Genomic DNA, 23,099 nt, shown 5'->3' with positions numbered 1-23,099 from the left:
GCCGCAAGCGTTTTATCGCGGCGCCATGCGCAGCGCGCCGTCCAGGCGGATGACCTCGCCGTTCAGGTGACCGTTGGTGACGAAGTGCGCCGCCAATGCCGCGAACTCCTCGGGCTTGCCCAGGCGCTTGGGGAAGGGGATGGAGCCAGCCAGGTTCGCCTGCACTTCCTCGGGCAGTTCTTTCAGCAGCGGCGTGGCGAACAGGCCCGGCGCGAGGGTGCAGACGCGGATGCCGTGCTGGGCCAGGTCGCGCGCCAGCGGCAGCGTCATGCCGACGACGCCGGCCTTGGACGCCGAGTAGGCCTCCTGCCCGACCTGGCCGTCGAAGGCGGCGACCGACGCGGTGCACAGGATGGCACCGCGCTCGCCGTCTTCCCCGCCGTCCAGCCTGGCGATGCGCGCGGCGGCCAGGCGGATGACGTTGTAGGTGCCGACGAGGTTGATGCGCACGACGCGCTCGAAGTCCTCCAGCGGCGCGGGCGAGCCGTCGCGGGCGATGACGCGCTTGGCGGTGCCGATGCCGGCGATGTTCATGACGATGCGCGCCGGGCCGTGGGCGGCCTCGGCGGCATCGAGTGCGGCGGTCACCGACGCGGTGTCGGTGATGTCGCAGGCGCAGGCGATGCCGCCGATCTCGGCCGCGACGCGCTGGGCGCCGGCGGCGTTGATGTCGAACACGGCCACCTTGGCGCCCTGCTTCGCCAGCTCACGCGCCACGGCCTCGCCGAGGCCGGAGCCGCCGCCGGTGACGATGGCGGCCTGGTCTTGGATCTTCATGATGTCTCCTTGGGAGTCTTGTGGGGTCGGATCAGCCAGGGGTCGGCATCCGCGTAGATGGCCTCGACCAGCGCCGCACGGTGGCTCAACACCGCGCGCTGGTTGATCGAGTTCTTGTCGGTGATCTCGCCGTGCTCGACGGACGGCGGGTCCACCAGCACATGCAGCCGCTCGATGCGGTTGGCGCTGCCGGTGCCTTGCGCATACAGCGTGTCGGTGAGCTGCTGGAAGAAGGCGCGCACCCGGGGGTGGTGCAGCACGTCGGCCGCCGACGCCTGCGCGCCCAGGCCGCTCAGCGCGCGGCAGTCCGCCAGGCGCGGGAAGATCAGCGCGCCGAGCTGGTCGCGGTTCAGGCCCGTCAGCACCGCCTCCTGTACGTAAGGATGGCCTTGCAGCGTGATGCGCGCGCGCAGCGGGCCGACGCTGACGAAGGTGCCGGTGGAGAGCTTGAAGTCCTCGGCGATGCGGCCGTCGAACAGCAGGCCCAGCGAGAGGTCGTCGGGGTCGACGAGGCGCACGGCGTCGCCGGTGCGGTAGAAGCCGTCGTCGTCGAAGGCCGCGGCCGTCAGCGCCGGCTCGCGCCAGTAGCCCGGCATCACGTTGGGGCCGCGGAAACGCACCTCCAGCTTGCCCTGCACCGGCACCAGCTTGGTTTCCACGCCCGGGCAGGGCAGGCCGATGTGGCCCGAGCGCGCGTGCGTGCCGACGATGAAGACGCAGGACGGTGCCGTCTCGGTCATGCCCAGGCTGGTCAGCACGCGCACGCGCTCGCCGCAGGCGGCGATGGCGTGCTGGTCGAGCTTGTCCCACACGGCCTGCGACAGGCCGGCGGCGGCGAACATGATGGCCTTCACATCGCGGAAGAAGGCATCGCGCAGGCCCGTGTCCTGGTCCATCGCGTTGGCCAGCTCCTCCAGGCCCTTGGGCACGTTGAAGTAGACGGTGGGCGACACCTCCTTGAGGTTGCGCACGGTCTGCGCGAAGGCGCTGGGCGTGGGCTTGCCGTCGTCGATGTAGAGGCTGCCGCCGTTGTAGAGGGCGATGCCCAGGTTGTGGCTGCCGCCGAAGGTGTGGCTCCAGGGCAGCCAGTCCAGCAGCACCGGCGGCTCGTCGGCCAGGAAGGCCATGCACTGGCGCAGCATCTGCTGGTTCGCGCACAGCATGCGCTGCGTCGTGACGACGCCCTTGGGCGCGCTGGCGCTGCCGCTGGTGAAGAGGATCTTGGCGACGGTGTCGGGGCCGACGGCGGCGTGGGCGTACTCCAGCGCAGGGCCGGGCTCGGTGGCCAGCAGGGCCGCGAAGGGGGTGCTGGCGCGGTCCGGCAATTCACCGCGGCCCAGCACCACGGACACGTCGACCGGCACCACCGCCGAGATCGCGCGGCCGAAGCCCTCGTGCGCCGCGTAGACGACGCCCGGCGTCAGCACGCCCAGGATGTGGCGCAGCCGCGCGAAGTCGCTGGACACCAGCGCGTAGGCCACCGACACGCTGACATAGGGCACGCCCGCCCACATCGCACCCATCATCAGCGTGGCGTGCTCCAGGCTGTTGTCGGACAGGATGGCCAGCGGGCGCTCGGCCGTCACGCCGGCGTCCAGCAGCGCCTGGCCCACGGCGCGGGCGCGCGCCAGCATGACGGCGTAGCTGAGGTGCTGCCATTCACCGGCGGCATCGCGCTGGGCGATGAAGCTGCGATCAGGCGTGGCCGCGGCCCACTGCTCCAGCACATCGGTCAGGCGCGGCGGGTAGTCCTGTAACGGCTCGGTGGACGTCAGCACCTGGCTGCCGTCGGCTTGCGTCATCAGGCTCGCTTCGACGCAACCGGCCACGCGCGCGAAGCGGAACGGGGCGCTCATGACTTCACCACCTTCGCCGCCTTGCCGTCCAGGAAGGCCTGCAGACGCGCCTGCGCCTCGGGCGTGCTCGCGGCGACGGCGGACATCAGCGACTCCGTGAACAGGCCCTCGGCGGGGCTCTGCTCGGCGATGCGCGGCAGCGCGTGCATGACCGCGTAAGCCGTCATCGGCGCCGCACGGGCGGCCTTCTGCGCCAGCTCCATGCCCTTGGCCAGCACCTCGCCCTCACCCACGCGGTACTGCACGAGGCCGATGCGCTCGGCTTCGTCGGCGGCGTAGACGCGGCCGGTCAGCATCATGTCGGTCATGCGCGCGACGCCGATCAGCCGCGGGATGCGCACCGAGCCACCGCCGCCGACAAAGATGCCGCGCTGACCCTCCGGCAGCCCGAAATAGGCGCTGTCGTCGGCCACACGGATGTGGCAGGCGGCGGCCAGTTCCAGCCCGCCCCCGACGACCGCGCCATGCAGCGCCGCGACGACCGGCACGCGGCCGTACTGCAGCGCGTCGAAGGCGACATGCCAGCTGCGCGAATGCAGCACCGCGCCGCCGATGTCGCGCTGCACCAGCGCCGACAGGTCCAGCCCGGCGCAGAAGTGCGCGCCCTCGCCGCTGATCAGCACGGCGCCGACGTCGGCCGGCAGGTTGAGCAGCGCGGTGTGGATCTGCGTGATGAGGTCGTCCGAGATCGCGTTGCGCTTGGCCGGGCGGTTCAGGCGCACGTGCAGCACGGCACCGGCGCGCGTGATCTTCAGCAGGTCCAGCGTGGCCAGCAGGCCATCGGCGGCGAGTTCGGGCGGCGAGGCAAGGTCGGCAAGGTTCATTTGATTCAGCTGTTGAACTACTCAATGGGTCTGATGATCGTTCAATTTTTGAATCACTTCAAGCGATTTCTGCAAACGCAACCGAGCAACACATGTAGCCATGCCTCGACTTAATCGCCGTCGATGACTCACTTGATTGCATTGTTTAATCGTTATACGATGAAATCAAATTGCCTGGAGACATCCGATGACTGCCTACATCCCTTACGGGGCCTACTGGTCCACGCCCTTTGCGAAGTGGCAGGGCTCGCTGGCCAACCTGAACGCGTTGCAGCTGGCGGCCCTCTGCGGCAAGAACGCACTGGCGGCGCGCAGGTTCCCGACCGAGGCCATCGACCTGGGGCTGCTGGGCGTCACCAACCCGCAGGTCGGCGGCTTCTACGGCCTGCCCTACGTCACCGGGCTGATGGGCCTGGACCGCGTCGCCGGCCCGACCGTCCAGCAGGCCTGCGCCACCAGCGTGCGTGCGCTGCAGATGGCCAGCGGCGAGCTGCGCGAAGGCAGCGCGAAATGCGCGCTGCTGGTGATGACCGACCGCCAGTCCAACGGCCCGGTCGTGCAGTACCCCGATCCGACCGGCAGCGGCGGCTACGGCATCACCGAGCGGTGGGTGCTGGACAACATGGCGCGCGACCCCTATGCGAAGAACTCCATGCTGCAGACCGGCGAGAACGTGGCCGCGCGCTACGGCTTCACGACGGCCCAGCAGCACGCCGTCAAGCTGCGCCGCCATGAGCAGTACCAGATGGCGCTGGCCGATGACCGCGCCTTCCAGAAGCGCTACATGGTCGACGCGCCGCTGTCCGACAGCCGCTTCAAGAAGAGCACCGGTGCGCTGTCGACGGACGAAGGCATCTTCCCGACGACGGCCGAAGGCCTGGCCAAGCTCAAGCCCGTGCTCGAAGGCGGCACCGTCACCTTCGGCGCCCAGACCCACCCCGCCGACGGCAACGCCGGCGCCATCGTCACCACGCGCGAGTTCGCCCGCGAGGTTTCCGCAGACGCGGGCATCGAGATCGAGCTGCTGAGCTTCGGCATGCACCGCGAGGCGCCTGGCTACATGCCCGCCGCGCCCGGCCCCGCCGCGCTGGCCGCGCTGCAGCGCGCTGGCATCGCCGCAAGCGCGCTGGATGCCGTCAAGACGCACAACCCCTTCGCCGTCAACGACCTCGCGCTGGCCGCGGACCTCGGCTTCCCGTGGGAGCGCATGAACAACTACGGCAGCTCCCTCGTCTGGGGTCACCCGCAGGCGCCCACCGGCCTGCGCGGCGTCATCGAGCTGATCGAGGAGCTGGTGCTGCGCGGCGGCGGCGTGGGCCTCTTCACCGGCTGCGCGGCCGGCGACACAGGCCTTGCCACCGTGCTGCGCGTTTCCGATTCCCGCAACCGCTAACCGGTCAAACCCATGCAAGTCATCCGCCCCGCCGACGTCGGCGCACTGATCCCCGACGGCGCCACGCTCTTCCTCGGCGGCCTGGCCGTCACCAGCCTGCCCGAGGAGCTGCTCGCAGCGCTGGAGCAGCACTTCCTCGCCACCGGCCACCCGCAGCAGCTCAGCACCTGGGCCTGCGGCGCCATCGGCAACTCCGGCGCGGCGGGCATGAAGCACTTCGCCCACGCCGGCATGATCAAACGGGTCGTCGCCGGCCACTTCGGCCAGACCGGGCCCGAGATGATGAAGATGGTCTTCAACGGTGACGTCGAGGCCTACAACTTCCCGCAGGGCTCGCTGTCGCACCTGACGCGCCAGATCGCCTGCCGCTCGCCCGGCGTGCTCACCAAGGTGGGCCTGGGCACCTTCGTCGACCCGCGCCTGGAGGGCGGCAAGATGAACAGCCGCTCGACCGAAGACCTGGTGCGCCTGGTGAAGTTCGAAGGCGAGGAGTGGCTTTACTACAAGGCGCCCAGGATCGACGTCGCGCTGATCCGCGGCACGCTGGCCGACGAGCACGGCAACATCACGCTGGACAAGGAAGGCGTCATCCTCGAACAGCTCTCCATCGCCCAGGCCGCGCGCGCCAGCGGCGGCATCGTCATCTGCCAGGTGGAGCGCATCGTCAAGGCCGGCACGCTGCATCCCAAGGCCGTCAAGATCCCTGGCGTGGTGGTGGACTACGTCGTCGTGGCCGAGCCGCGCAACCACATGCAGACCATTGCCACGCAGTTCGACCCGGCGCTGTGCGGCGACATCCGCGTGCCCACCGGCAGCCTGGCCGTCATGCCGCTGGACGAGCGCAAGGTCATCGCCCGCCGCGCGGCCATGGAGCTCAAGCCCGGTGCCATCACCAACCTGGGCATCGGCATCCCGGCCGGCATCCCGTCGGTCGCCGCCGAGGAAGGCATGGCCGACGCGCTGACGCTGAGCATCGAGAGCGGCGTGACCGGCGGCATCCCGGCGCAGCTGGGCGACTTCGGCCTGGCCTACAACGCCGAGGCCATCATCGAGCAGAGCTTCCAGTTCGACTTCTACGACGGCGGCGGCCTGGACGCGAGCTTCCTGGGCCTGGCCCAGGTGGACGCGGCCGGCAACGTCAACGTCAGCAAGTTCAACGGCCGGCCCGTGGGCTGCGGCGGCTTCGTCAACATCACGCGCTCGACGAAGCGGCTGGTGTTCTGCGGCAGCTTCACGGCCGGCGGCCTGGCGCTGCAGATCGGCGACGGCCAGCTGCACATCGAGACCGAGGGGCGCTCGCGCAAGTTCATCCACCAGGTCGAGCAGATCACCTTCAACGGCCGCGACGCGGCGCAGCGGGGTCAGCAAGTCGTGTTCGTCACCGAGCGCGCCGTCTTTCATCTGCGCGAGGACGGCCTGGAGCTGACCGAAATCGCGCCGGGCATCGACCTGGAGCGCGACGTGCTCGCGCACATGGACTTCAAGCCCATCGTGCGGGATGTGAAGCGGATGGATGCCGGCCTCTTCCGCGAGAGCTGGGGCGGACTGAAGGCCGCGCTGGGCGGCTGAGCCCTCAGGCAGGCTGGGCGTCGCCGACGCGGAACACGTTCACCGCTTCGGCCAGCCGCTGCGCCTGCTCCTGAAGGCTCTCGGACGCGGCGGCGGACTGTTCCACCAGCGCGGCATTCTGCTGCGTCATGCGGTCCAGCTCGTTGACCGAATGGTCGACCTGCGAGATGCCCGAGGCCTGCTCCTGCGCGGCGTTGCTGATCTCGCCAATCATCTGCGTCACGCGGCGCACGCCCTCGACGATCTCCTGCATGGCGCCGCCGGCGTCCTGCACCAGCTTGCTGCCGCTGCTGACCTTCTCGGCCGACGCGCCGATCAGCGTCTTGATCTCCTTGGCGGCCTGCGCGCTGCGCTGAGCCAGCGTGCGCACCTCGCCCGCCACGACGGCAAAGCCGCGGCCCTGCTCGCCGGCACGTGCGGCCTCCACGGCCGCGTTCAGCGCCAGGATGTTGGTCTGGAAGGCGATGCCGTCGATGACGCTGATGATGTCGTTGATCTTGCGCGAGGCGTCGTTGATCTGGTCCATGCTCGTGACGACCTGGGCCACGATCTCGCCGCCGCGCTGTGCGGCGGCAGACGCGGTGCTGACCAGGCCATCGGCGGCACGCGCGGCCTCGGCGCTCTGGTGCACGCTGCCGTTCAGCTGCGAGACCGACGAGGCCGTCTGCTGCAGGTTGGCGGACGTCTGCTCGGTACGGGTGTTCAAGTCCATGCTGCCCGCCGCGATCTCTCGTGAGGCGACTGCGATGGAATCGGTGGCATGGCGGATGGTGCTGACCGTCTCGCCCAGGCGGCCCACCATCGCGATGACGGCCGCGTGCAGAGAGCCCGGCACCGAAGCGGCACCGCCTTCGCCGCTGAGGTCACCATCGGCCACGCGCTGCACGAAGCGCTGCAGACGGGCGGGCTCGTCGCCCAGCTCGCGCCAGACCGAGGCGAGGATGAGGCGCGAGGCCATGCCCAGCACCAGCAGCACCACCAACCCCGTGCCCAGCCCCACCCAGACATTGGTGCGCACGCCACCCAGCGCAGCCGCCTGCGCCTGGTTCACGGCCTCTGCGGCAGCCTTCTTGTGCAACTGCAGGCGCTCGCTGAAGTCGGCCAGGCCGGCCTGCATGCGCTTGACGGAGTCGCCCGCGTCCTGCTTGGTCAGCATGGCCCGCGTCGCCGCCAGGGCCGCGCCCTGGTAGGTGTCGAAGGCGCCGCCCAGGCTGCGCGCGTCGTCGGCCTTGCCGTCCAGCTGTGCCGCCTCAGCCACGGACTTGCGCACGTTGGCCACGACCTCCTCGACGTCCTTGAGCTTGCTGTCGTCACCCTCGGTGGCCGCGGACTGCAGGCTCAGGCGGAACTCCTCGGCGCCGCGGTCGATGCGAGCGACGCTTTCCATGTAGGGGTAGTCGACATCGCGCAGGTGCTCCATCTGCGCCGAGGTGTGCGAGCCCACGACGTAGCTCGCGCCCGAGCCGACGATGAAAACCAGCGCGGCGCTGATGGGCAGCATCCAGATCTTGGTTCGGAAATTCATGGGGTGGTTGCTCCTTGCCGGCTTGCACGAATGCGAATCGAGCCATCATATTTAGACAGTTTGTTCGCATCCAGGCAGCTTCTCACGCTTTGCGCGCAAATGCGAACAACGGTCGCATTTGCACCTTGTCGGTGCGTTATTGCCCAAAGCAATCCTTTGCAGCGTCATTGAAGCCAGTTTTTGACGCTGCGGATCGATCTGGTGACGGATCACACGAAAGCCGCGCCGCTGTGCGACCTGCTTCTATTTACGAACTATTGTTCGTTTTAAGATTAGTTCATCGCATCCCCAAAAAGGTTGCGCAGCGATGCAGAGCCGGGCGAATGCCTGTGCCCGGCGGCCCTCCAAACCAACCAGCTGAACCCACGATGACATCCATTCTTCGCCTCGGCGTGGCCTCCGCCCTGGCCACCGCGACCCTCGGCGCGAGCGCCACCGAATACACCTTTGGCGGCTACGGCACGCTGTCGGCCGTGCGCTCCAGCAGCGACACGACCGAGTTCCGCGCCAATTGGCGCCAGGACAAGGGCAGCCACGGCAATGTCGACTTCGGCGTGGACTCCCGCCTGGGCGTGCAGGCCACGGCCAAATTCAATGACACCTTCTCAGCCACCGGCCAGCTGCTGGCGCTGCGCCGCGACGGCAAGGACAAGGTCGACGTCGAGTGGCTGTATGCCCAGGCCCAGATCACCGACGAGCTGAGCGCCCGCGTGGGCCGCGTCGCGCTGCCCGCCTTCATGCTGTCGGACAGCCGCAATGTCGGCTACAGCCAGCACTGGGTGCGCACGCCGGCCCAGGCCTACCTCGGCTTCCCGGTCACGTCCGTCGACGGTGCGCAGGCCACGTACCGCGTGCGGCTGGGCGACGTCAACCTGACGGTGCAACCCACCTTCGGCCAGGCCAAGGCCAAGCTCTACTTCGACCTGGGCCCGCAACTCGGCATGGCCACCAACGACAGCGCCTGGAAGCGCCTGGGCAGCGTCAACGTGACGGCCGAGAAGGGCGACTGGCAGCTGCGCCTGGGCCACACGGTCACGCAGGAGTCGACCAACGTCTACGTCTCCCACCCCTTCATCCCGAGCGACCGCTTCCGCGACGCCTTCACCGGCGTGGGCGCGCAGTACGACGACGGCCGCCTGCTCGTGATGGGCGAATACATCATGCGCAAGACCTCCGGCAAGGTGTTCGACACGCGCAGCTACTACCTGACGGCCGGCTACCGGGTCGGTGACTGGATGCCCTATGCCATCCATTCCTGGCTGAAGTACACCGGCGTGGCGCTGGCCGGCCTGGGCGACGCCACCACCGACGCCGTCGGCCTGCGCTGGGACTTCAAGACCGGCATGGCGCTGAAGGCCCAGTACGAGCGCGCCAGCCAGACCGGCCAGCAGTTCCTCGTCATCGACCCCTCGGGCAAGAAGGTCGGCATCACGACCGTCGCCCTCGACTTCGTCTTCTGAAAGCACGCGCCATGCACAAGCATCTGATGGCAGGCGCCGCCCTGCTCGCCGCCTTCACGGCTGCCTCGCCGGCACTCGCCGCCGACATCGTCGTCGTCGGCCACCCGTCCGCCGCACCCATGTCCAAGGACCAGGTCGCCGACGTCTTCCTGGGCAAGAACACCGCGCTGAACCCGCTGGACCAGCCGGAGGCCGCCGGCATCCGCGCCGAGTTCTACAAGAAGGCCACCGGCCGCGACCTGTCGCAGATCAAGGCGACCTGGGCGCGCCTCGTGTTCTCGGGCAAGGCCCAGGCGCCCAAGGAAGCGGCAGACGCTGCTGCCGCCAAGAAGGCCGTGGCCGCCGACCCCAAGAGCGTCGCCTACATCGACAAGGCGGCCGTCGACGGCAGCGTCAAGGTGCTGGCCACCGTCGAGTAAGGCATCTGCCGAACACGACGTTGCCGCACGGCGCGCCCGGGTTAGGGCACGCTCGCCGTCAGGCGACCACCGGCTGACGGCGCGGCGGCGCAGGACTCCAGCCGCGCGGCCACCGCCAGCGCTGATCGCACTGCGCTTTCCAGCAGCGGCACGCCGGCTTCCGCGTACGAACCGCACCACCACACGCGGCGTTCGGGTTGCGAGTGCAACTGCTGCAGCGCGGCCAACGCCGCGGCACTGCCGGCACCCACCAGCGGGCGCTCGAAGCGGGCGTGGCCGATGACGCTGTCGTCCCGCGGTGCACGCTGCGGCATCACGGTCTGGAACAGCGGCGCGGCATGGCGCAGCCCCGGCTGCACGCGGTTGATCCAGATCGTGCTTTCGGGCTGCGCGTGTTCGGCGCAGACACGCGCGTTCACCGGTGACCAGTCGGCGCGGCGCTCGGGCATCAGCGCGGTGTCGCCGTGCATCAGCACTTGCAGCGCGCGGTAGCGGAAGGCGGCCAGCGCCGCGGTCTCGTCGGGCGCGGCGTCGGCCAGCAAAGTGAGGGCCTGGTTGGCCTGCGTGGCGAAGACGACATGGTCGAAAGCTTCCTCCCCGTCCGCGTGCTGCACCACCACCTGCGCTGCCGCGCCCGGCCCGCGTCGGACGGCCACCACGCCGGCGCTGCATTGCACGCGGGTGATGCCGGCCAGCAGCTTCGCGGCCACCGCGTCGGCGCCGTCGCGCGCACGGCGCACGCTCTGCCGCCCCACGCCGGCGGTGGCGTAGCCGGCGACCACGGCAGCGGGGTAGGCACGGGCGTCTTCGGTGCTGCAGGTGGCGATGGTAGCGATGGCCGGCAGCAGCAGACCGTCAACGAAGTCGGGTGCGATGCGCTCGGCAGCGATGAACTCGCCGATGCTGGCGCCACCCAGATCCCCGGCCGCCTGCGCCGCGCGCGCCCGGGCATGGAAGTGCAGCGCGCCCTGCACGATGCGCCAACCCCGCGCGCTGGCCACATCCTGCGGCAGCACATAGGGCAACGACCAGTCACCCAGGCGCGCGTTGCGCCAACGGAAATAGGCGCGGCCGTCGCTGCCGCAAAAGGTGGTGGCGTAGTCCACGGGCTCGGTGGCCACGCCGAGTTCGGCATAGAGGCGGGTCAGCGTCGGGTAGTAGCCGGGGTAGAAGACCCGCAGCGGCACGTCGACCCGCAGGCCCGGGGCGACGGCGTCCAGCGCCACCGAGCTGGCGATGAAGCCGGGCACCGCATGGCGCTCGAACAGCGTCACCGCGTGGCGCCGCGACAGCTGCCACGCAGCCACCAAACCGGCGATGCCGCCACCGATGACGGCGATGTTCATACCCGCAGGGTAGCCGGTGCCACCAGAAGGCGCATGGCGACCCGGCCGTTTGATTGCGGGTCCGACGGGGCTTGCCATGCAAGCTATAAAGCCTGCATGGAACTCCCTTCAGCGCGCACAAGACCATGAGCGATGTATTTCATGACCGGCAGGCTCGGGGGTGGACCAAGACCGGATGGCTGCAGGCGCATCACACCTTTTCTTTCGGCTCGTTCAACGATCCGACCCGAATGGGCTTCCGCGCGCTGCGGGTCATCAACGAGGACATCGTCGCAGGCGGCTCCGGTTTCGCGGAGCACGCCCACGACCACTTCGAGATCCTGACTTTCATGCTGTCGGGAGCGCTTGAGCACAGGGACTCGGCGGGCAATGAAGGCCGGCTTCGCGCAGGCGATGTCCAGCTCATCAGCTCCGGCACGGGGATCAAGCATTCCGAGCGCAACCCCGAGCCTCAGGACCCGACGCATCTGTTCCAGATCTGGCTGCACGGCAATGCCGACAACCTGCCGCCGCGCTACCAGTTGCTGCCGGACGGGCTGAGCACGGCGGATGGCCCGCGCCTGATTGCCGGCCCAACAGAGCAGCCTGGGGCATTGCAGTTGCGAGCGCCCGTGAGCGTATGGGGCGCTTCGGGCAAGCCAGGTGAGCACTGTCCGCACGAAGTCGACGCGGGTCGATATGGATGGCTTCAGGTGCTGGAAGGCATCGTGTCCGTCGAAGTCGACGGCGAGCCACAGCCGATGGAGTTGCGCGGAGGTGATGCGCTGCAGCTGGCGACGGTGACCCGGTTGACCGTGTCACCGCTCACCGAGGCCAAGTGGCTTTGGTTCGATCTGCTCTAGATCGAGCAGCATCTCCGCACCGGCGTGCGGACGACCTCACTTGCTCGACGGAAACGCAAACACCGCGCCCTCCCGCACCCCGGCCGACGGCCAGCGCTGCGTGATCTGCTTGCGGCGCGTGTAGAAGCGCACGGCATCAGGCCCGTAGGCGTTCAAGTCGCCGAACAGCGAGCGCTTCCAGCCACCGAAGGAGTGATACGCCACCGGCACCGGCAGCGGCACGTTGACACCCACCATGCCGACCTGGATGTGGTCGGTGAAATGCCGCGCCGTCTCGCCGTCGCGCGTGAAGATGCAGGTGCCGTTGCCGTACTCGTGCGCGTCGATCATGGCCATCGCCACCTGCAGGCTGTCGACGCGGACGATGCCCAGCACGGGGCCGAAGATCTCTTCCTCGTAGATGCGCATGCCGGGCATCACGCGGTCGAACAGGCAGGGGCCGAGGAAGTAGCCGGCCTCGTGGCCCGCCACCGTCAGGCCGCGGCCGTCGACGACCAGCTCGGCGCCCTCTTCCACGCCCTGGTCGACATAGCCGCGCACCTTCTCCAGGTGGGCCTTCGTCACCAGCGGCCCCATGTCGCAGCCGGCCTCACGGCCCGAGCCGATCTTCATGCGGGCCATCTCGGCGACGAGCTTGTCGCGCACGGCATCGGCCGTCGCATCACCCACCGCCACCACCAGCGGGATGGCCATGCAGCGCTCGCCGCAGGAGCCGAAGGCGGCGCCCATCAGCGCTGTCACGGCGTTGTCGATGTCGGCATCGGGCATCACGACGGCGTGGTTCTTCGCGCCGCCCAGGGCCTGCACGCGCTTGCCATGCTTGGTGCCGGTCGAATAGATGTACTCGGCAATGGGCGTCGAGCCGACAAAGCTGATGGCCTGCACGCGCGGGTCGGTCAGCAGCGTGTCCACGGCTTCCTTGTCGCCGTTGACGACGTTCAGCACGCCCGGCGGCAGGCCGGCGTCCTGGGCCAGTTGGGCGATGAACAGCGTGCTGCTCGGGTCGCGCTCCGAGGGCTTCAGGATGAAGGTGTTGCCACAGGCCACGGCCATGGGCCACATCCACAGCGGCACCATGGCGGGGAAGTTGAACGGCGTGATGCCCGCGCAGACGCCCAGCGACTGGAACTCCGACCAGGCATCGATGCCCGGGCCGACGTTGCGGCTGTGCTCGCCCTTCAGCAGCTCGGGCGCATAGCTGGCGTATTCGACGTTCTCGATGCCGCGCTGCAGCTCGCCCAGGCTGTCAGCCAGCACCTTGCCGTGCTCATCGGTGATGAGGCGGCAGATGGTGTCGGCATGGGCTTCGAGCAGTTCCTTGAAGCGGGTCAGCACGCGGGCGCGCTTCAGCGGCGGCGTGTTGCGCCAGGCGGGGAAGGCGGCTTGCGCGGCGGCGATGGCCCCTTCGACCGTGGCGCGGTCGGCCAGGCGGACCTGCCCGCCGACCTTGCCGGTGGCGGGATTGAAGACGTCGGCCGAGCGGCTGCCGCCGTCGACGGGCTGGCCGTTGATGAGATGGGTGATCACGGGCGTGCTCGGAAGTGGTTGTTCAGGGGGTGGCGTTGAAGCAGTCGCCCAACGCGGAGACCAGCGTGTCGATTTGCGCCTCGGTGCTGATGAAAGGCGGCGCGAGCTGAATGGTGTCGCCGCCGTAGCGCACGTAGAAGCCCTTGGCGTACATGGCCATGGCGATGTCGTACGGGCGCTTGGCCGGCTCGCCCGGCAGCGGCGCGACGGTGATGCCGGCGGCCAAGCCGTAGTTGCGGATGTCGGCGACATGCCTGGCGCCCTTGAGGCCATGGACGGCGGCCTCGAACTTGGGCGCCAGCGCCTTCACGCGCTCCAGCGCATGGTCGCTTTCCAGCAGGTCCAATGAGGCGATGCCCGCTGCGCAGGCGACCGGGTGGGCCGAGTAGGTGTAGCCGTGCGGGAACTCCAGCATGTAGTCCGGCCCGCCCTGAGCCATGAAGGCGTCGTGGATCTCCTGCTTGGCCACCACCACACCGAGGGGCTGCACGCCGTTGGTGATCTGCTTGGCGGCGTTCAGGATGTCGGGCGTCACGCCGAAGGCCTCTGCGCCCGTCCACGCGCCGGCGCGGCCGAAGCCGGTGATGACCTCGTCGAAGATCAGCAGGATGTTGTGCGCCGTGCAGATCTCGCGCAGCCGCTGCAGATAGCCCACCGGCGGAATGACGACGCCGGCCGAGCCGGAGAAGGGCTCGACGATGACGGCGGCGATGTTGCTCGCGTCGTGCAGCGCGATCAGCTGCAGCAGCTCGTCGGCCAGCGCTGCGCCCATGGGGCCTTCCTGCGGCGGCATGCCCTTGAAGAAGCTGCCGTTGGGCGGCTGGGTGTGCGGCAGGTGGTCGGCCTCGACACCCTGGCCGAAGTGCTTGCGGTTGCCCACCATGCCGCCGACCGAGATGCCCCCGAAGTTGACGCCGTGATAGCCCTTGGCGCGGCCGATCAGCCGCGTCTTGGTGGCCTGCCCCTTCACGCGCCAGTAGGCCCGCGCCATCTTCAGCGCCGTGTCGGCGGACTCCGAACCCGAGCCGGTGAAGAACACGCGGTTCAGGCCGGCGGGCATCTTCTCGACGATCTTGTTGGCCAGCTCGAAGGACAGCGGGTGGCCGAACTGGAAGGCGGGCGAATAGTCCAGCTCGCGCACCTGGCGGCTGACGGCGTCGACGATCTCCGTGCGGGCATGACCCAGGCCCGTGCACCACAGGCCCGACAGGCCGTCGAAGATCTGCCGGCCGTCGTCGGTGCGGTAGTAGGCGCCGGCGGCGCCGGTCAGGATGCGCGGGTTGGCCTTGAACTGCCGGTTGCCGGTGAAGGGCATCCAGTGGGCGTCCATCCAGCCTTCAGGGCGGTCTTTGTCTGCGGTGAGCGTCATGGCGTCTCTTGCGAGTGGTTTGCGCCGCCATCGTGCTCCTGCCGATGCTTGTAGACAATGACAACATCGCCATGTCTACTTGCCGTCAGATGAAACCAAAGACCGCGAACATTCCTGGCCAGATCGCCGACGTCGACCTGCGCCTGCTGCGCGTCTTCAAGGCCGTCGTCGAATGCGGCGGCATGGCGGCGGCGGAGCTGGAGCTCAACGTCGGCATGCCGACCATCAGCCGGCAGATCAAGGACCTGGAGGAGCGCCTGGGCCTGGTGCTGTGCCGCCGCGGCCGCGCCGGCTTTGCGCTGACGGCCGAAGGCGCCGAGCTGTACGCCGCGGCGTTGCAGCTGCTGTCCGCCACGACCGACTTCCGTGCCCGGCTCGAAGAGATCCACCACCAGATCGGCGGCGACCTGCACCTGGCGCTGTTCGAGAAGACCGTCAGCAACCCCGCCTGCCACATCGACAAGGCCCTGGCGCAGTTCCACCAGGCGGCGCCCGGCGTGAAGCTGCACATCCACGTCGGCACCATCACCGACATCGAACAGGGCGTGCTGTCGGGCCAGTTCCAGGTCGGCGTCATCCCCGAGCACCGGCGCTCGGACAGCCTGGCCTACCGGCCGCTGTTCGGCGAGCAGATGCACCTGTACGCCGGCAGCGGCCACCCTTGGTTCGCGGCCGGCCGGCACTGGACATGGGCCGACCTGCGGCGCCAAGCGCTGGCCGGCCTGGGCTATCACTCACCCAACCTCGCGCTCACGCACAAGCGCAAGCTGGAGCGGGCCGCCACGGCGTCCGACCAGGAGGGCGTGGCGACGCTGATCCTGACCGGCTGCTTCGTCGGCTTCCTGCCCGACCACTACGCCCAGCCGTTCGTCGACGCCGGTCGCCTGCAAGCCGTGTCCGTGGACGAGCTGAGCTACGACTGCAGCTTTGCCTGCATCCACCGTCGCGACCCCGCGCCCACGCGGGCGGCGTGGACGCTGCTGCAGGCGCTCGAAGCAGCGCACCCGACCCCGGGAGGCTGACGGACTCAGGCGCGGCCGAACACCTCGGCCAGGCGGCGGGCCAGGTCTTCCACCGTGCGCTCCTTGGCAAGCACGGCACGCACCCCGGCAGCATGCGCGCTGGCCTCCAGCGACTCGGCCATGGAGCCCGAGGCCAGCACCACCGGTAGACCCGGCCGGCTCGCGAGGATGTCGCGCGCCAGGTCCAGGCCATTGCACAGCGGCATGTCGAAATCGGTGACGACGGCGTCGAACACGAGCGGCTCCTCGCGCAGCAGCGCCAGCGCGCGGGCCGGGTCGCGAACGCTCGTCGCGCGGTAGCCCGCGTGCACCAGCAACTGCTCCACGACGAGCGTCATCACATCGTCGTCGTCGACGTAGAGCACATGCTCGCCCTGCCCCGGCGGCACGGCGTTCTCAGGCGCGGCGGCAGCCGGCGCGGCGTCGGTGGCCGGCAGCCACAGATGGAAGGTCGTGCCCACACCCGGTGTGCTGTCCACCTCGAGGACACCGCCGTGGCCGGCGACGATGCCGTGCACGACGGACAGCCCCAGACCCGTGCCCTTGCCGACGGCACGCGTCGTGAAGAAGGGCTCGAAAATGCGCGCGGTGGTGTCGGGGGCCATGCCGACGCCGGTGTCCTGCACCCACGCGTGAACCCAGCCTGCAGGCCCGGCGCCGGTATGCGCCTGGGGCGGCATCCGGTCCGTGCCGACCGTCACCGTGCCCACCCCTTCGGGCAACGCGTGCCAGGCGTTGGTGCAGAGGTTCATCAGCACCTGGTGCATCTGCACGGGGTCGACGAGGGCGACCACCGGGGAGCCGCTGCGCACCGCCAACAGCCGCGTGCCGGCGGGTCGGCTGGCCTGCAGCAGGCCGAGCGTTTCGGCCACCAACGCGTCGAGGTCGGTCGGCTCCGGCGTGCGCTCCGTGCGGCGGGCGAAGGTGAGGATCTGCTGCACCAACGCCCGGCCGCGCCGGCCCGCCCGTTCGATCTCGGCGACGAGCCGCGCGCGCCCCTCCATCGACCCGGCGCGCAAGGCCAGCGCCGCATTGCCGAGGATGCCGCCCAACAGGTTGTTGAAGTCGTGCGCGATGCCGCCGGCCAGCACGCCGAGCGATTCCATCTTCTGCGACTGCAGCAGTTGGGCTTCGAGTGATCGCCGCGTGCGCTCGGCGAGGTGGATCTCCGTGACGTCCCGCCCTGTGCCGCGGTAGCCAAGAAAGGTGCCGTCGCGGTCATGGCGGGGCTCGCCGCTGATGCGATCCACGTGCCAGACGCCGTCACGCGAGGTGAAGGCGATGTCCAGATCGCGGAAGCGCTCATGCCGGGCGATCGTCTCGCGGTGGGCCCTCAGCCAGTCGGCATTGGCTTCCTCCGGCGGAACGGCGTCCCAGGGGCGGTGCCCAAGCGCGCTCGTCGTGTCCAGCGAAGCCATGCGCTCCGGGTTGCCGGCGATTTCGGTCAAGCGATGGTCTTCGTCGGTTTCCCAGTAGTAATCCCAGGACAGGCCCGTGATGGCCCGAAAGCGCGCCTCCTGCCGCGAGTCCGCCTCCGCATCGGGTGCTTCAGGTGGCGGCGACGGAGACCCTGACGAAGACATGGCGCACTGACCTGGCTGGGTTGCAGTCGATTGTCTCCGTGCGCCGGGCGTTTGTCTGCGATCAGGATTCGGCGTCCGGCGGGCCGTCGCCCTCCAGGTTCTCGCGCAACTTGGCCAGCAGGGCTAGCAGTTGCCGGCACTCCGCCTCGTCCAGCCCGCTCACGGCCTGCGCCGACACCCGCTGCGCCTGCTTTCGCACCTGCTGCTGCAAGGCCTTGCCTGAGGCGCTGACCTGCAGGCGCACGCTGCGCTTGTCGGCCGCATCGGCGCCGGCCTCCAGCAGGCCACGCTCGCGCAGGCCCGCGATCAACCGCGCCACCTGGCCCTTGTCGCGCCCGGAGTGCTGCACCAGCTCGCTCTGCGTCGCCCCCGGCCGCGAGGCGAAGAAGCCCAGCGTCTTGGCTTCCATGTGGCTCAGGTCATGCGCGGCTTCCTTCAAGGCCTGGAACTGCAGCGAGCGGAACAGGTGCATGACCGTGTGGACGCTCTCCACGACCTCTTCGGGCAGGTCGGATTTATTGTTGACAATATCAACTTGTTTGCGCATGATGGATGACATTATCAACCAACGTCCCTGCCGCATGTCCGATCCCACCACCTCTCCCGTCCGCCGCATCCAGCGCGTCCGCCACGAGCTGCTGCGCCGGGAACTCGACGTCACGCGCGTCGAACAGGTCAGTCCGAACTTCGTCGCCATCACGCTGCACGGCGATTCCCTCGCCAGCTTTCGCTCAGACTCCTTCGACGACCACGTGAAGCTGTTCTTCGACGAGACCGCCGCCGAGCCGGCGCGCCGCGACTACACGCCGCGCGCTTTTGACCGCGAGCGCCGCGAACTGACGATCGAGTTCGCCATGCACGGCGCCGGCGCCGCCTCGGACTGGGCCAGCCAAGCCGCGGTCGGGCAGCGCCTGGCGGTCGGCGGCCCGCGCGGCTCCATGATCATCCCGGCCGACTACGACTGGCACTTGCTGATCGGCGACGCTTCGGCGCTGCCCGCCGTGCACCGCCGCCTGGAAGAACTGCCTGCCGACGCACGCGCGCTGGTCGTGCTGCACGTCAGCGACCCGGCCGACCGCAGGCCACTCACCACGGCCGCTCAGCTGGACCTGCACTGGGCGGACAGCACCGAAACGCTGCTGTCCACCGTCGCGGCGCTGGCGTTGCCCGAGGGCGACGGCTTCGCCTGGGCCGCCGGCGAGTCTGCCGTCATGGCTCAGGTGAGGGCCTTGCTGGTCGGTAAGGGCTTGACCAAGGAGTCGCTGAAGGTGGCGGCGTATTGGAAGGCCGGCGCCACGGCCTTCCACGAGACGCTGGAGGCTTGACCAGGCCGGCGCCGTCAGAAGCTGTGCCTGACGCCGAATGCAAGGCCCGTCTGGCCATTGCCCGCGGCCGGGCCGTTGCCGGCGGCGGCGTTGGAGACCCCCAAGGCCAGCGTGCCGTCGTTGTCGATACGGCCGGCCGTGGCGTAGACGGCCGTGCGCTTGGACAGCGTGTAGACGCCGCGCAGCGCAAACAGCGTGGCCTGGTTGGCGGTGTTGCGGTAGTCGAGCTTGAAGACCTCGCCGTCCAGCGAGAACGCGGGCGTGACGGCGTATGACGCACCCGCGTACCAGAGCTGGCTCTTGGGCGTCGTGGCACTGGCTTCGTTCCTGCGGTCGATGACGCCGGCGCCGAGCTTGACCTGGCCGAACTTGACCCAGCCGGCCACGGTGGAGCGGCGGTCGGTCAGCGCGCCGCTGGTCAGGCCGGCAAAGGCGCCGGCACCGCCGCGGATCTCGTCGACCGCCGCCGACACGCCCCAGGCCGGCGTGTCGTACTTGGCCAGCACCGACCACTGGCGGCAGGCCTGGGTGTCGGTGCTGCTCTCACCGGCGCAGTTGGTGCCCGAGGGGCTGGGGCCGGCGTTCACGGCGTCACGCCCGAAGCTGTAGGTGGCACCGACCGTGAAGCCGCTGAACGTGCCGCGGTAGGCGATCGCGTTGTCCACGCGCGAGTTGGGCAGATAGCTGTCCAGCGAGCCGGAGCCGAACATGGCCGGGCCCAGGATGTCGGCATCCAGCTGCGACCAGAACAGCATCGAGTACTGGCGGCCCAGCGAGACCGTGCCCCAGCCGCCCTGCAGGCCGACGAAGACCTGGCGGCCCCACGCGCGGCCGCCCTGGTTCAGCGTGCCGCTGTCGACGCCCAGGCCCTGCTCCAGCGTGAAGACGGCCTTGAGACCATCGCCCAGGTCCTCGGTGCCTCGAAAGCCCAGGCGCGACGGCGAGATGCCCCCGGTCAGGCCGGGCATGCGCGTGAGGTTGGCGCCGCCGGCACCGACGTTGCTGAGGTGCTCCACCGACGCATCCAGGATGCCGTAGATGGTGACGTTGGTCTGGGCGTGGGCGGCAGAGGCCAGCGCCAGCAGCGCAAGTGCGTAGGTCTTCTTGATCATGCGAATGTCTCCTCGTTGATGTGATGGGGGATCAGGTCTTGGCCGGGTTCCAGTCCAGCTCACCGGCCTGCTTGCCGGCGACCGAATAGAGGGCCTGGGTGTTGCGCGTGCGCTGGAAGTCCTGCAGCGTCTCGCCGCGCATGGCGGCGTAGATGTGAAGGTTGGACACGCCGATCACGGCGCCCAGCTTCTCCAGCATGAAGAAGATGACGCCGTGGTGGATCAGGCCGCGCCAGTCGCGGCGGCGCACGAGATCGCGTTCGACCTCGGGCAGTTGGGCAGCCTCGAAAGCCGCTTCTTCGTCCGCCAGGAAGGCCGCGCGCACGTCGGGCATGACGAGGCCGTGCAGGAAGCGGTTCAGCCGGTAGGCCTTGACGCTGCGTGCCAGCGTGAAGGGGTGGGTGCCCGGCAGGTTCTCGATGCCACTGAGTTGCTCGGCCATGCGGGCGCGGTGGCGCTGCAGCACGGCGGGCGGCAGCGCCTGCTCGACGGGCTCGTAGATGGCTGTCGCGATGCCGGTCATGGACGGCAGGTAATAGTCGCGGTGCAGGCAGGTGACCTGCGACGCGAGCGCGCCGCGCATGACCAGCCACATGATGACCTCCGAGCCCTCGAAGCCGCCGAGCGCGGCGTACTCGGCATGCGTCATGTCGGCCAGCGCCTCGGGGTCGCGCTCGAACAGGTCGAGAAAGCGCGCGTCCCACTCGGTGTTGTTGAAGCCGGCGCGCTCGCCATGCACCTGGTGCGACAGGCCGCCGGTAGCGACGATGGCGACCTTGAGATCTTCTGGATAGCTTTCGATGGCGCGGCGCAGCGCCTGGCCGAGCTTGTAGCAACGCCGCGCACTCGGGATGGGGAACTGCAGCACGCCCATCTGCAGCGGCACGAGCTGCACGGGCCAGGCTGGCTCGTGCGGGCACATGACGGACAAGGGCGAGAAGCAGCCATGGTCCAGCCCGCGGTCCTGGAAGAAGGATAGGTCGAACTCGTCGGTCATCAGCGACTGGCCGATGTGGGCAGCAAATGCCGGATGACCTTCGACAGCAGGCAGGTCGCGCGCGCCGCCACCTTCGTCCGCCACGGCCCAGCGCTCGCCCACGCCGAGGGAGAAGGCCGAGTAGTGGTCGAAGAAGAAGGACGTGACGTGGTCGTTGTAGATCAGCAGCAGCACGTCGGGCTTGCGGTCGGCGATCCACTGCTGCACCGGTGCGAAGGCCCCGAAGATGGGGGCCCAGGCCGGGTCGTCCTGCTTGTCGCGGTCGAAGGCGAAGCCGATGGTCGGCGTGTGGGAAGCGGCGATGCCGCCGATGATCTGGGCCATGGTGTGTACCGCTGGCAGCGGGCGCCGAGCCCGCCGCCGTCCGTGGTTGCTTAGGGGTTGGCGTCCAACTTCGCCTTGATCCAGGCGAAGGCTTCCTGCACGTCGTAGTTGCCGCTGTGCGGCACGAGGTAGGGGAACTTGAAGTTCACGTCCTTGACCGACGTGTCGTTCTTGATCGCGAAATACAGCAGCGTCTGCATGGAGAACGCCGTGTCGCGGTCCACCATGCCGTGGCGCACATACCAGTAGGGCGCGCTGTCGGCCGCGGTGCCCAGGTAGGCCAGCGGGTTGATGAGCTTGATCTGCGTGGCCAGCGTGTTGGCGCTCAGCGCCGTGTATTGCGCAAAGCTCAACCCGGTGTCATCGGTGCCCGAGCTGTCGCCGGTGGCGGCGTTGTTGTTCCAGCTCCACTCGGTGAAGTTGGCATAGCGCGCGGTCGCCGAGCCGAACAGGTTGGTCTCGCCGCTGATGTTCCAGGCGCCCGTGGACGCGTTCTTATTGCCGGTGACGCCGACCGCGTCGAACGCCACGACGGTCTTGAGCGCCTGGTTGGTGGCGACGTACTTGACGAACTTGGCGTAGTCGATGCCGGTGACGGTGGCGCTGGTGCCCGTGCCGCCGAGCGTGAGCCAGTCGTTGGCGAGCGTCGCGCGCGTCGTCACGAAGTTGCCGCCCAGCTGCGGCACCGCCGTGCCCTTGGCAATCTGGTGTTCCACCTCGGCCTTGACGAAGGCCTGGGTGGCGTCGCGCAGGCCTTGCGCGGTCAGCGCGGCGCCGGCATCGTTCTTCAGGTTGAGGCCCGTCACGTAAGCGGCGAACTTGGCGGCGATGGCGGTCGACGCCGCCGGCTGCAGGCCGGCCGTGTAGGCCACGCCACCGAGCGCGCCGGTGTTGCTGTCGCTGCGAACGGCGCTGTACTCGTACTCGTAGCCGGCGTCGGCGTTGCCGAGGTTGTTGATGGGGCAGTAGGCGACGGCCGCGAACACGTCGTCCTTGATCGTGCTGGCAAGGCTGGCACCCGAGCCCTTGAGGCCGGCGGCGCCCACTTCGTCGAGGTAGGGCAGGTAGTCGGCGCTGTTGCCGCTGGCCGCCACGGCCGAGGTCAGGCCGCCGCCGCCGCTAGTGCCGCTGACGACGATGCGATCGGCCGAGCCGGGCATCAGCGCGTCGTTCAGGCGCAGGTAGCGGATGGCCGCCTTCGCGTCCACGACCGGCGCAGGCGCTTTGCCGGTGAAGCGGCCGTCCTCGGCCACCGCACCGCCGCGGCTGCGAGTGCCGACATCGACGAACACATAGCCGGCCTTCAGCGCCGCGCCGACGTTGTCGGTGTCACTGGTGCTGACGAAGGCCTTGCCTTCGGTGATCGACGTCGCCACGGGGCTGGCCCACCAGCCGGCGTTGTTGACGAGGAAGTACAGCGCCGTCTTCTGGTCGGAGACCTTGTCCTCCGGCACCGAGACGATCATGGTCTGGTAGGCGTAGGGGTCAGCCAGCGTCGTCGTGCCGAAGCCGCCCAGCGTGAACTGGGTCAGCAGCATCTTGACGGGCTTGGCGACATAGACGATGCGGTACTGGCGCAGCTTCACGGCCACGCCGTCGACGGTGACATTGACCGTCGTGTACTTGGCCGCGTCGAACTTGAGCGCGGCGTCTTCGGCGTCGACAACGGCCGGCGCGGGTTCGGCGGCGACAGGATCCGGGTTGCTGCCGCCGCAGGCGGCGGGCAGCACGGCGGCGCAGGCGATGGCGACGCGCAGTGCCAGCGGGTGGCGCTTGAAGGGTTTGATCATGGGTTTGTCTCCGGGCCTCGGGTCGGGCATCGCGGGTGG

Annotated in this window: 19 protein-coding genes; 7 read left to right on the top strand and 12 right to left on the bottom strand. The window is 69.2% G+C overall.

Going from position 1 to position 23,099, the window contains the following annotated elements; genetic code table 11:
- Positions 1-12 precede the first annotated feature (12 nt).
- Genes AC1D29_RS09230 through AC1D29_RS09220 form a run of 3 tightly spaced genes read right to left on the bottom strand, consistent with a single transcriptional unit; the run spans position 13 to position 3,457 of the window.
- Positions 13-777, bottom strand: a complete 765-nt coding sequence (locus tag AC1D29_RS09230) for an SDR family NAD(P)-dependent oxidoreductase (protein ID WP_477896438.1) — start codon at positions 775-777, stop codon at positions 13-15.
- Positions 774-2,633, bottom strand: coding sequence for a feruloyl-CoA synthase (locus AC1D29_RS09225; RefSeq protein ID WP_477896436.1), 1,860 nt, complete (start codon positions 2,631-2,633; stop codon positions 774-776). Before AC1D29_RS09225 ends, AC1D29_RS09230 begins: the two co-directional genes overlap by 4 nt.
- Positions 2,630-3,457, bottom strand: a complete 828-nt coding sequence (locus AC1D29_RS09220; protein WP_477896434.1) for a crotonase/enoyl-CoA hydratase family protein — start codon at positions 3,455-3,457, stop codon at positions 2,630-2,632. The genes AC1D29_RS09225 and AC1D29_RS09220 overlap by 4 nt, the downstream gene beginning before the upstream one ends.
- 187 nt (positions 3,458-3,644) lie before the next feature.
- On the opposite strand from AC1D29_RS09220, the gene AC1D29_RS09215 reads away from it, so the two are divergent.
- The gene (locus AC1D29_RS09215; RefSeq protein WP_477896432.1) at positions 3,645-4,850 is read left to right on the top strand and encodes a thiolase family protein; all 1,206 of its coding nucleotides are present in this window, start codon (positions 3,645-3,647) and stop codon (positions 4,848-4,850) included.
- A gap of 12 nt (positions 4,851-4,862) precedes the next feature.
- Complete coding sequence (locus AC1D29_RS09210) at positions 4,863-6,419, top strand: acyl CoA:acetate/3-ketoacid CoA transferase (RefSeq protein ID WP_477896430.1); 1,557 nt, start codon at positions 4,863-4,865, stop codon at positions 6,417-6,419.
- A 4-nt stretch (positions 6,420-6,423) separates the two neighbouring features.
- On the opposite strand, the gene AC1D29_RS09205 is transcribed toward AC1D29_RS09210, so the two are convergent.
- On the bottom strand, positions 6,424-7,944 hold the full coding sequence (locus tag AC1D29_RS09205; RefSeq protein ID WP_477896428.1) for a methyl-accepting chemotaxis protein: 1,521 nt from the start codon (positions 7,942-7,944) through the stop codon (positions 6,424-6,426).
- A gap of 368 nt (positions 7,945-8,312) precedes the next feature.
- Here AC1D29_RS09205 and AC1D29_RS09200 point away from each other — a divergent pair, with 368 nt between their 5' ends.
- Positions 8,313-9,404 (top strand): hypothetical protein, encoded by a 1,092-nt coding sequence (locus AC1D29_RS09200; protein ID WP_477896426.1) that lies wholly within the window; start codon positions 8,313-8,315, stop codon positions 9,402-9,404.
- A gap of 11 nt (positions 9,405-9,415) precedes the next feature.
- A complete protein-coding gene (locus AC1D29_RS09195; RefSeq protein ID WP_477896424.1) occupies positions 9,416-9,823 on the top strand; it encodes a hypothetical protein in 408 nt (135 codons plus the stop codon).
- Positions 9,824-9,864: 41 nt separating this feature from the next.
- Here the strand turns inward: AC1D29_RS09195 and AC1D29_RS09190 are convergent, their stop codons facing one another.
- Positions 9,865-11,169, bottom strand: coding sequence for an FAD-dependent oxidoreductase (locus AC1D29_RS09190; RefSeq protein ID WP_477896422.1), 1,305 nt, complete (start codon positions 11,167-11,169; stop codon positions 9,865-9,867).
- A gap of 125 nt (positions 11,170-11,294) precedes the next feature.
- On the opposite strand from AC1D29_RS09190, the gene AC1D29_RS09185 reads away from it, so the two are divergent.
- Positions 11,295-12,011 (top strand): pirin family protein, encoded by a 717-nt coding sequence (locus AC1D29_RS09185; protein WP_477896420.1) that lies wholly within the window; start codon positions 11,295-11,297, stop codon positions 12,009-12,011.
- Positions 12,012-12,047: 36 nt separating this feature from the next.
- Here the strand turns inward: AC1D29_RS09185 and AC1D29_RS09180 are convergent, their stop codons facing one another.
- Positions 12,048-13,538, bottom strand: coding sequence for a CoA-acylating methylmalonate-semialdehyde dehydrogenase (locus tag AC1D29_RS09180; RefSeq protein ID WP_477896418.1), 1,491 nt, complete (start codon positions 13,536-13,538; stop codon positions 12,048-12,050).
- 22 nt (positions 13,539-13,560) lie between these two features.
- The gene (gene aptA, locus AC1D29_RS09175; protein WP_477896416.1) at positions 13,561-14,907 is read right to left on the bottom strand and encodes an omega-aminotransferase AptA; all 1,347 of its coding nucleotides are present in this window, start codon (positions 14,905-14,907) and stop codon (positions 13,561-13,563) included.
- Between the two features lie 89 nt (positions 14,908-14,996).
- Between aptA and AC1D29_RS09170 the strand changes: the two genes are divergently transcribed.
- Positions 14,997-15,929, top strand: a complete 933-nt coding sequence (locus tag AC1D29_RS09170) for a LysR family transcriptional regulator (RefSeq protein WP_477896414.1) — start codon at positions 14,997-14,999, stop codon at positions 15,927-15,929.
- A gap of 5 nt (positions 15,930-15,934) precedes the next feature.
- Here the strand turns inward: AC1D29_RS09170 and AC1D29_RS09165 are convergent, their stop codons facing one another.
- Positions 15,935-17,512 (bottom strand): hybrid sensor histidine kinase/response regulator, encoded by a 1,578-nt coding sequence (locus AC1D29_RS09165; RefSeq protein ID WP_477896412.1) that lies wholly within the window; start codon positions 17,510-17,512, stop codon positions 15,935-15,937.
- 61 nt (positions 17,513-17,573) lie between these two features.
- On the bottom strand, positions 17,574-18,059 hold the full coding sequence (locus AC1D29_RS09160) for a MarR family winged helix-turn-helix transcriptional regulator (protein WP_477896410.1): 486 nt from the start codon (positions 18,057-18,059) through the stop codon (positions 17,574-17,576).
- Positions 18,060-18,093: 34 nt separating this feature from the next.
- Between AC1D29_RS09160 and AC1D29_RS09155 the strand changes: the two genes are divergently transcribed.
- Positions 18,094-18,837: a siderophore-interacting protein gene (locus tag AC1D29_RS09155; RefSeq protein WP_477896408.1), complete on the top strand. Its 744-nt coding sequence runs from the start codon at positions 18,094-18,096 to the stop codon at positions 18,835-18,837.
- Positions 18,838-18,851: 14 nt separating this feature from the next.
- Here AC1D29_RS09155 and AC1D29_RS09150 read toward each other — a convergent pair whose 3' ends face one another.
- From AC1D29_RS09150 to AC1D29_RS09140, 3 genes are read right to left on the bottom strand one after another with little or no spacing between them, the layout of a single operon-like run.
- On the bottom strand, positions 18,852-19,949 hold the full coding sequence (locus AC1D29_RS09150) for a porin (RefSeq protein WP_477896406.1): 1,098 nt from the start codon (positions 19,947-19,949) through the stop codon (positions 18,852-18,854).
- Positions 19,950-19,980: 31 nt separating this feature from the next.
- Positions 19,981-21,270: a gallate dioxygenase gene (locus tag AC1D29_RS09145; RefSeq protein ID WP_477896404.1), complete on the bottom strand. Its 1,290-nt coding sequence runs from the start codon at positions 21,268-21,270 to the stop codon at positions 19,981-19,983.
- Positions 21,271-21,320: 50 nt separating this feature from the next.
- The gene (locus AC1D29_RS09140) at positions 21,321-23,060 is read right to left on the bottom strand and encodes a subtype B tannase (protein WP_477896402.1); all 1,740 of its coding nucleotides are present in this window, start codon (positions 23,058-23,060) and stop codon (positions 21,321-21,323) included.
- Between the last annotated feature and the right edge of the window lie 39 nt (positions 23,061-23,099).

Source organism: Roseateles sp. P1_C6 (assembly GCF_056406315.1).
The sequence above is the reverse complement of the archived record's forward strand: the minus strand, read 5'-3'. Positions and strand labels throughout refer to the sequence as shown.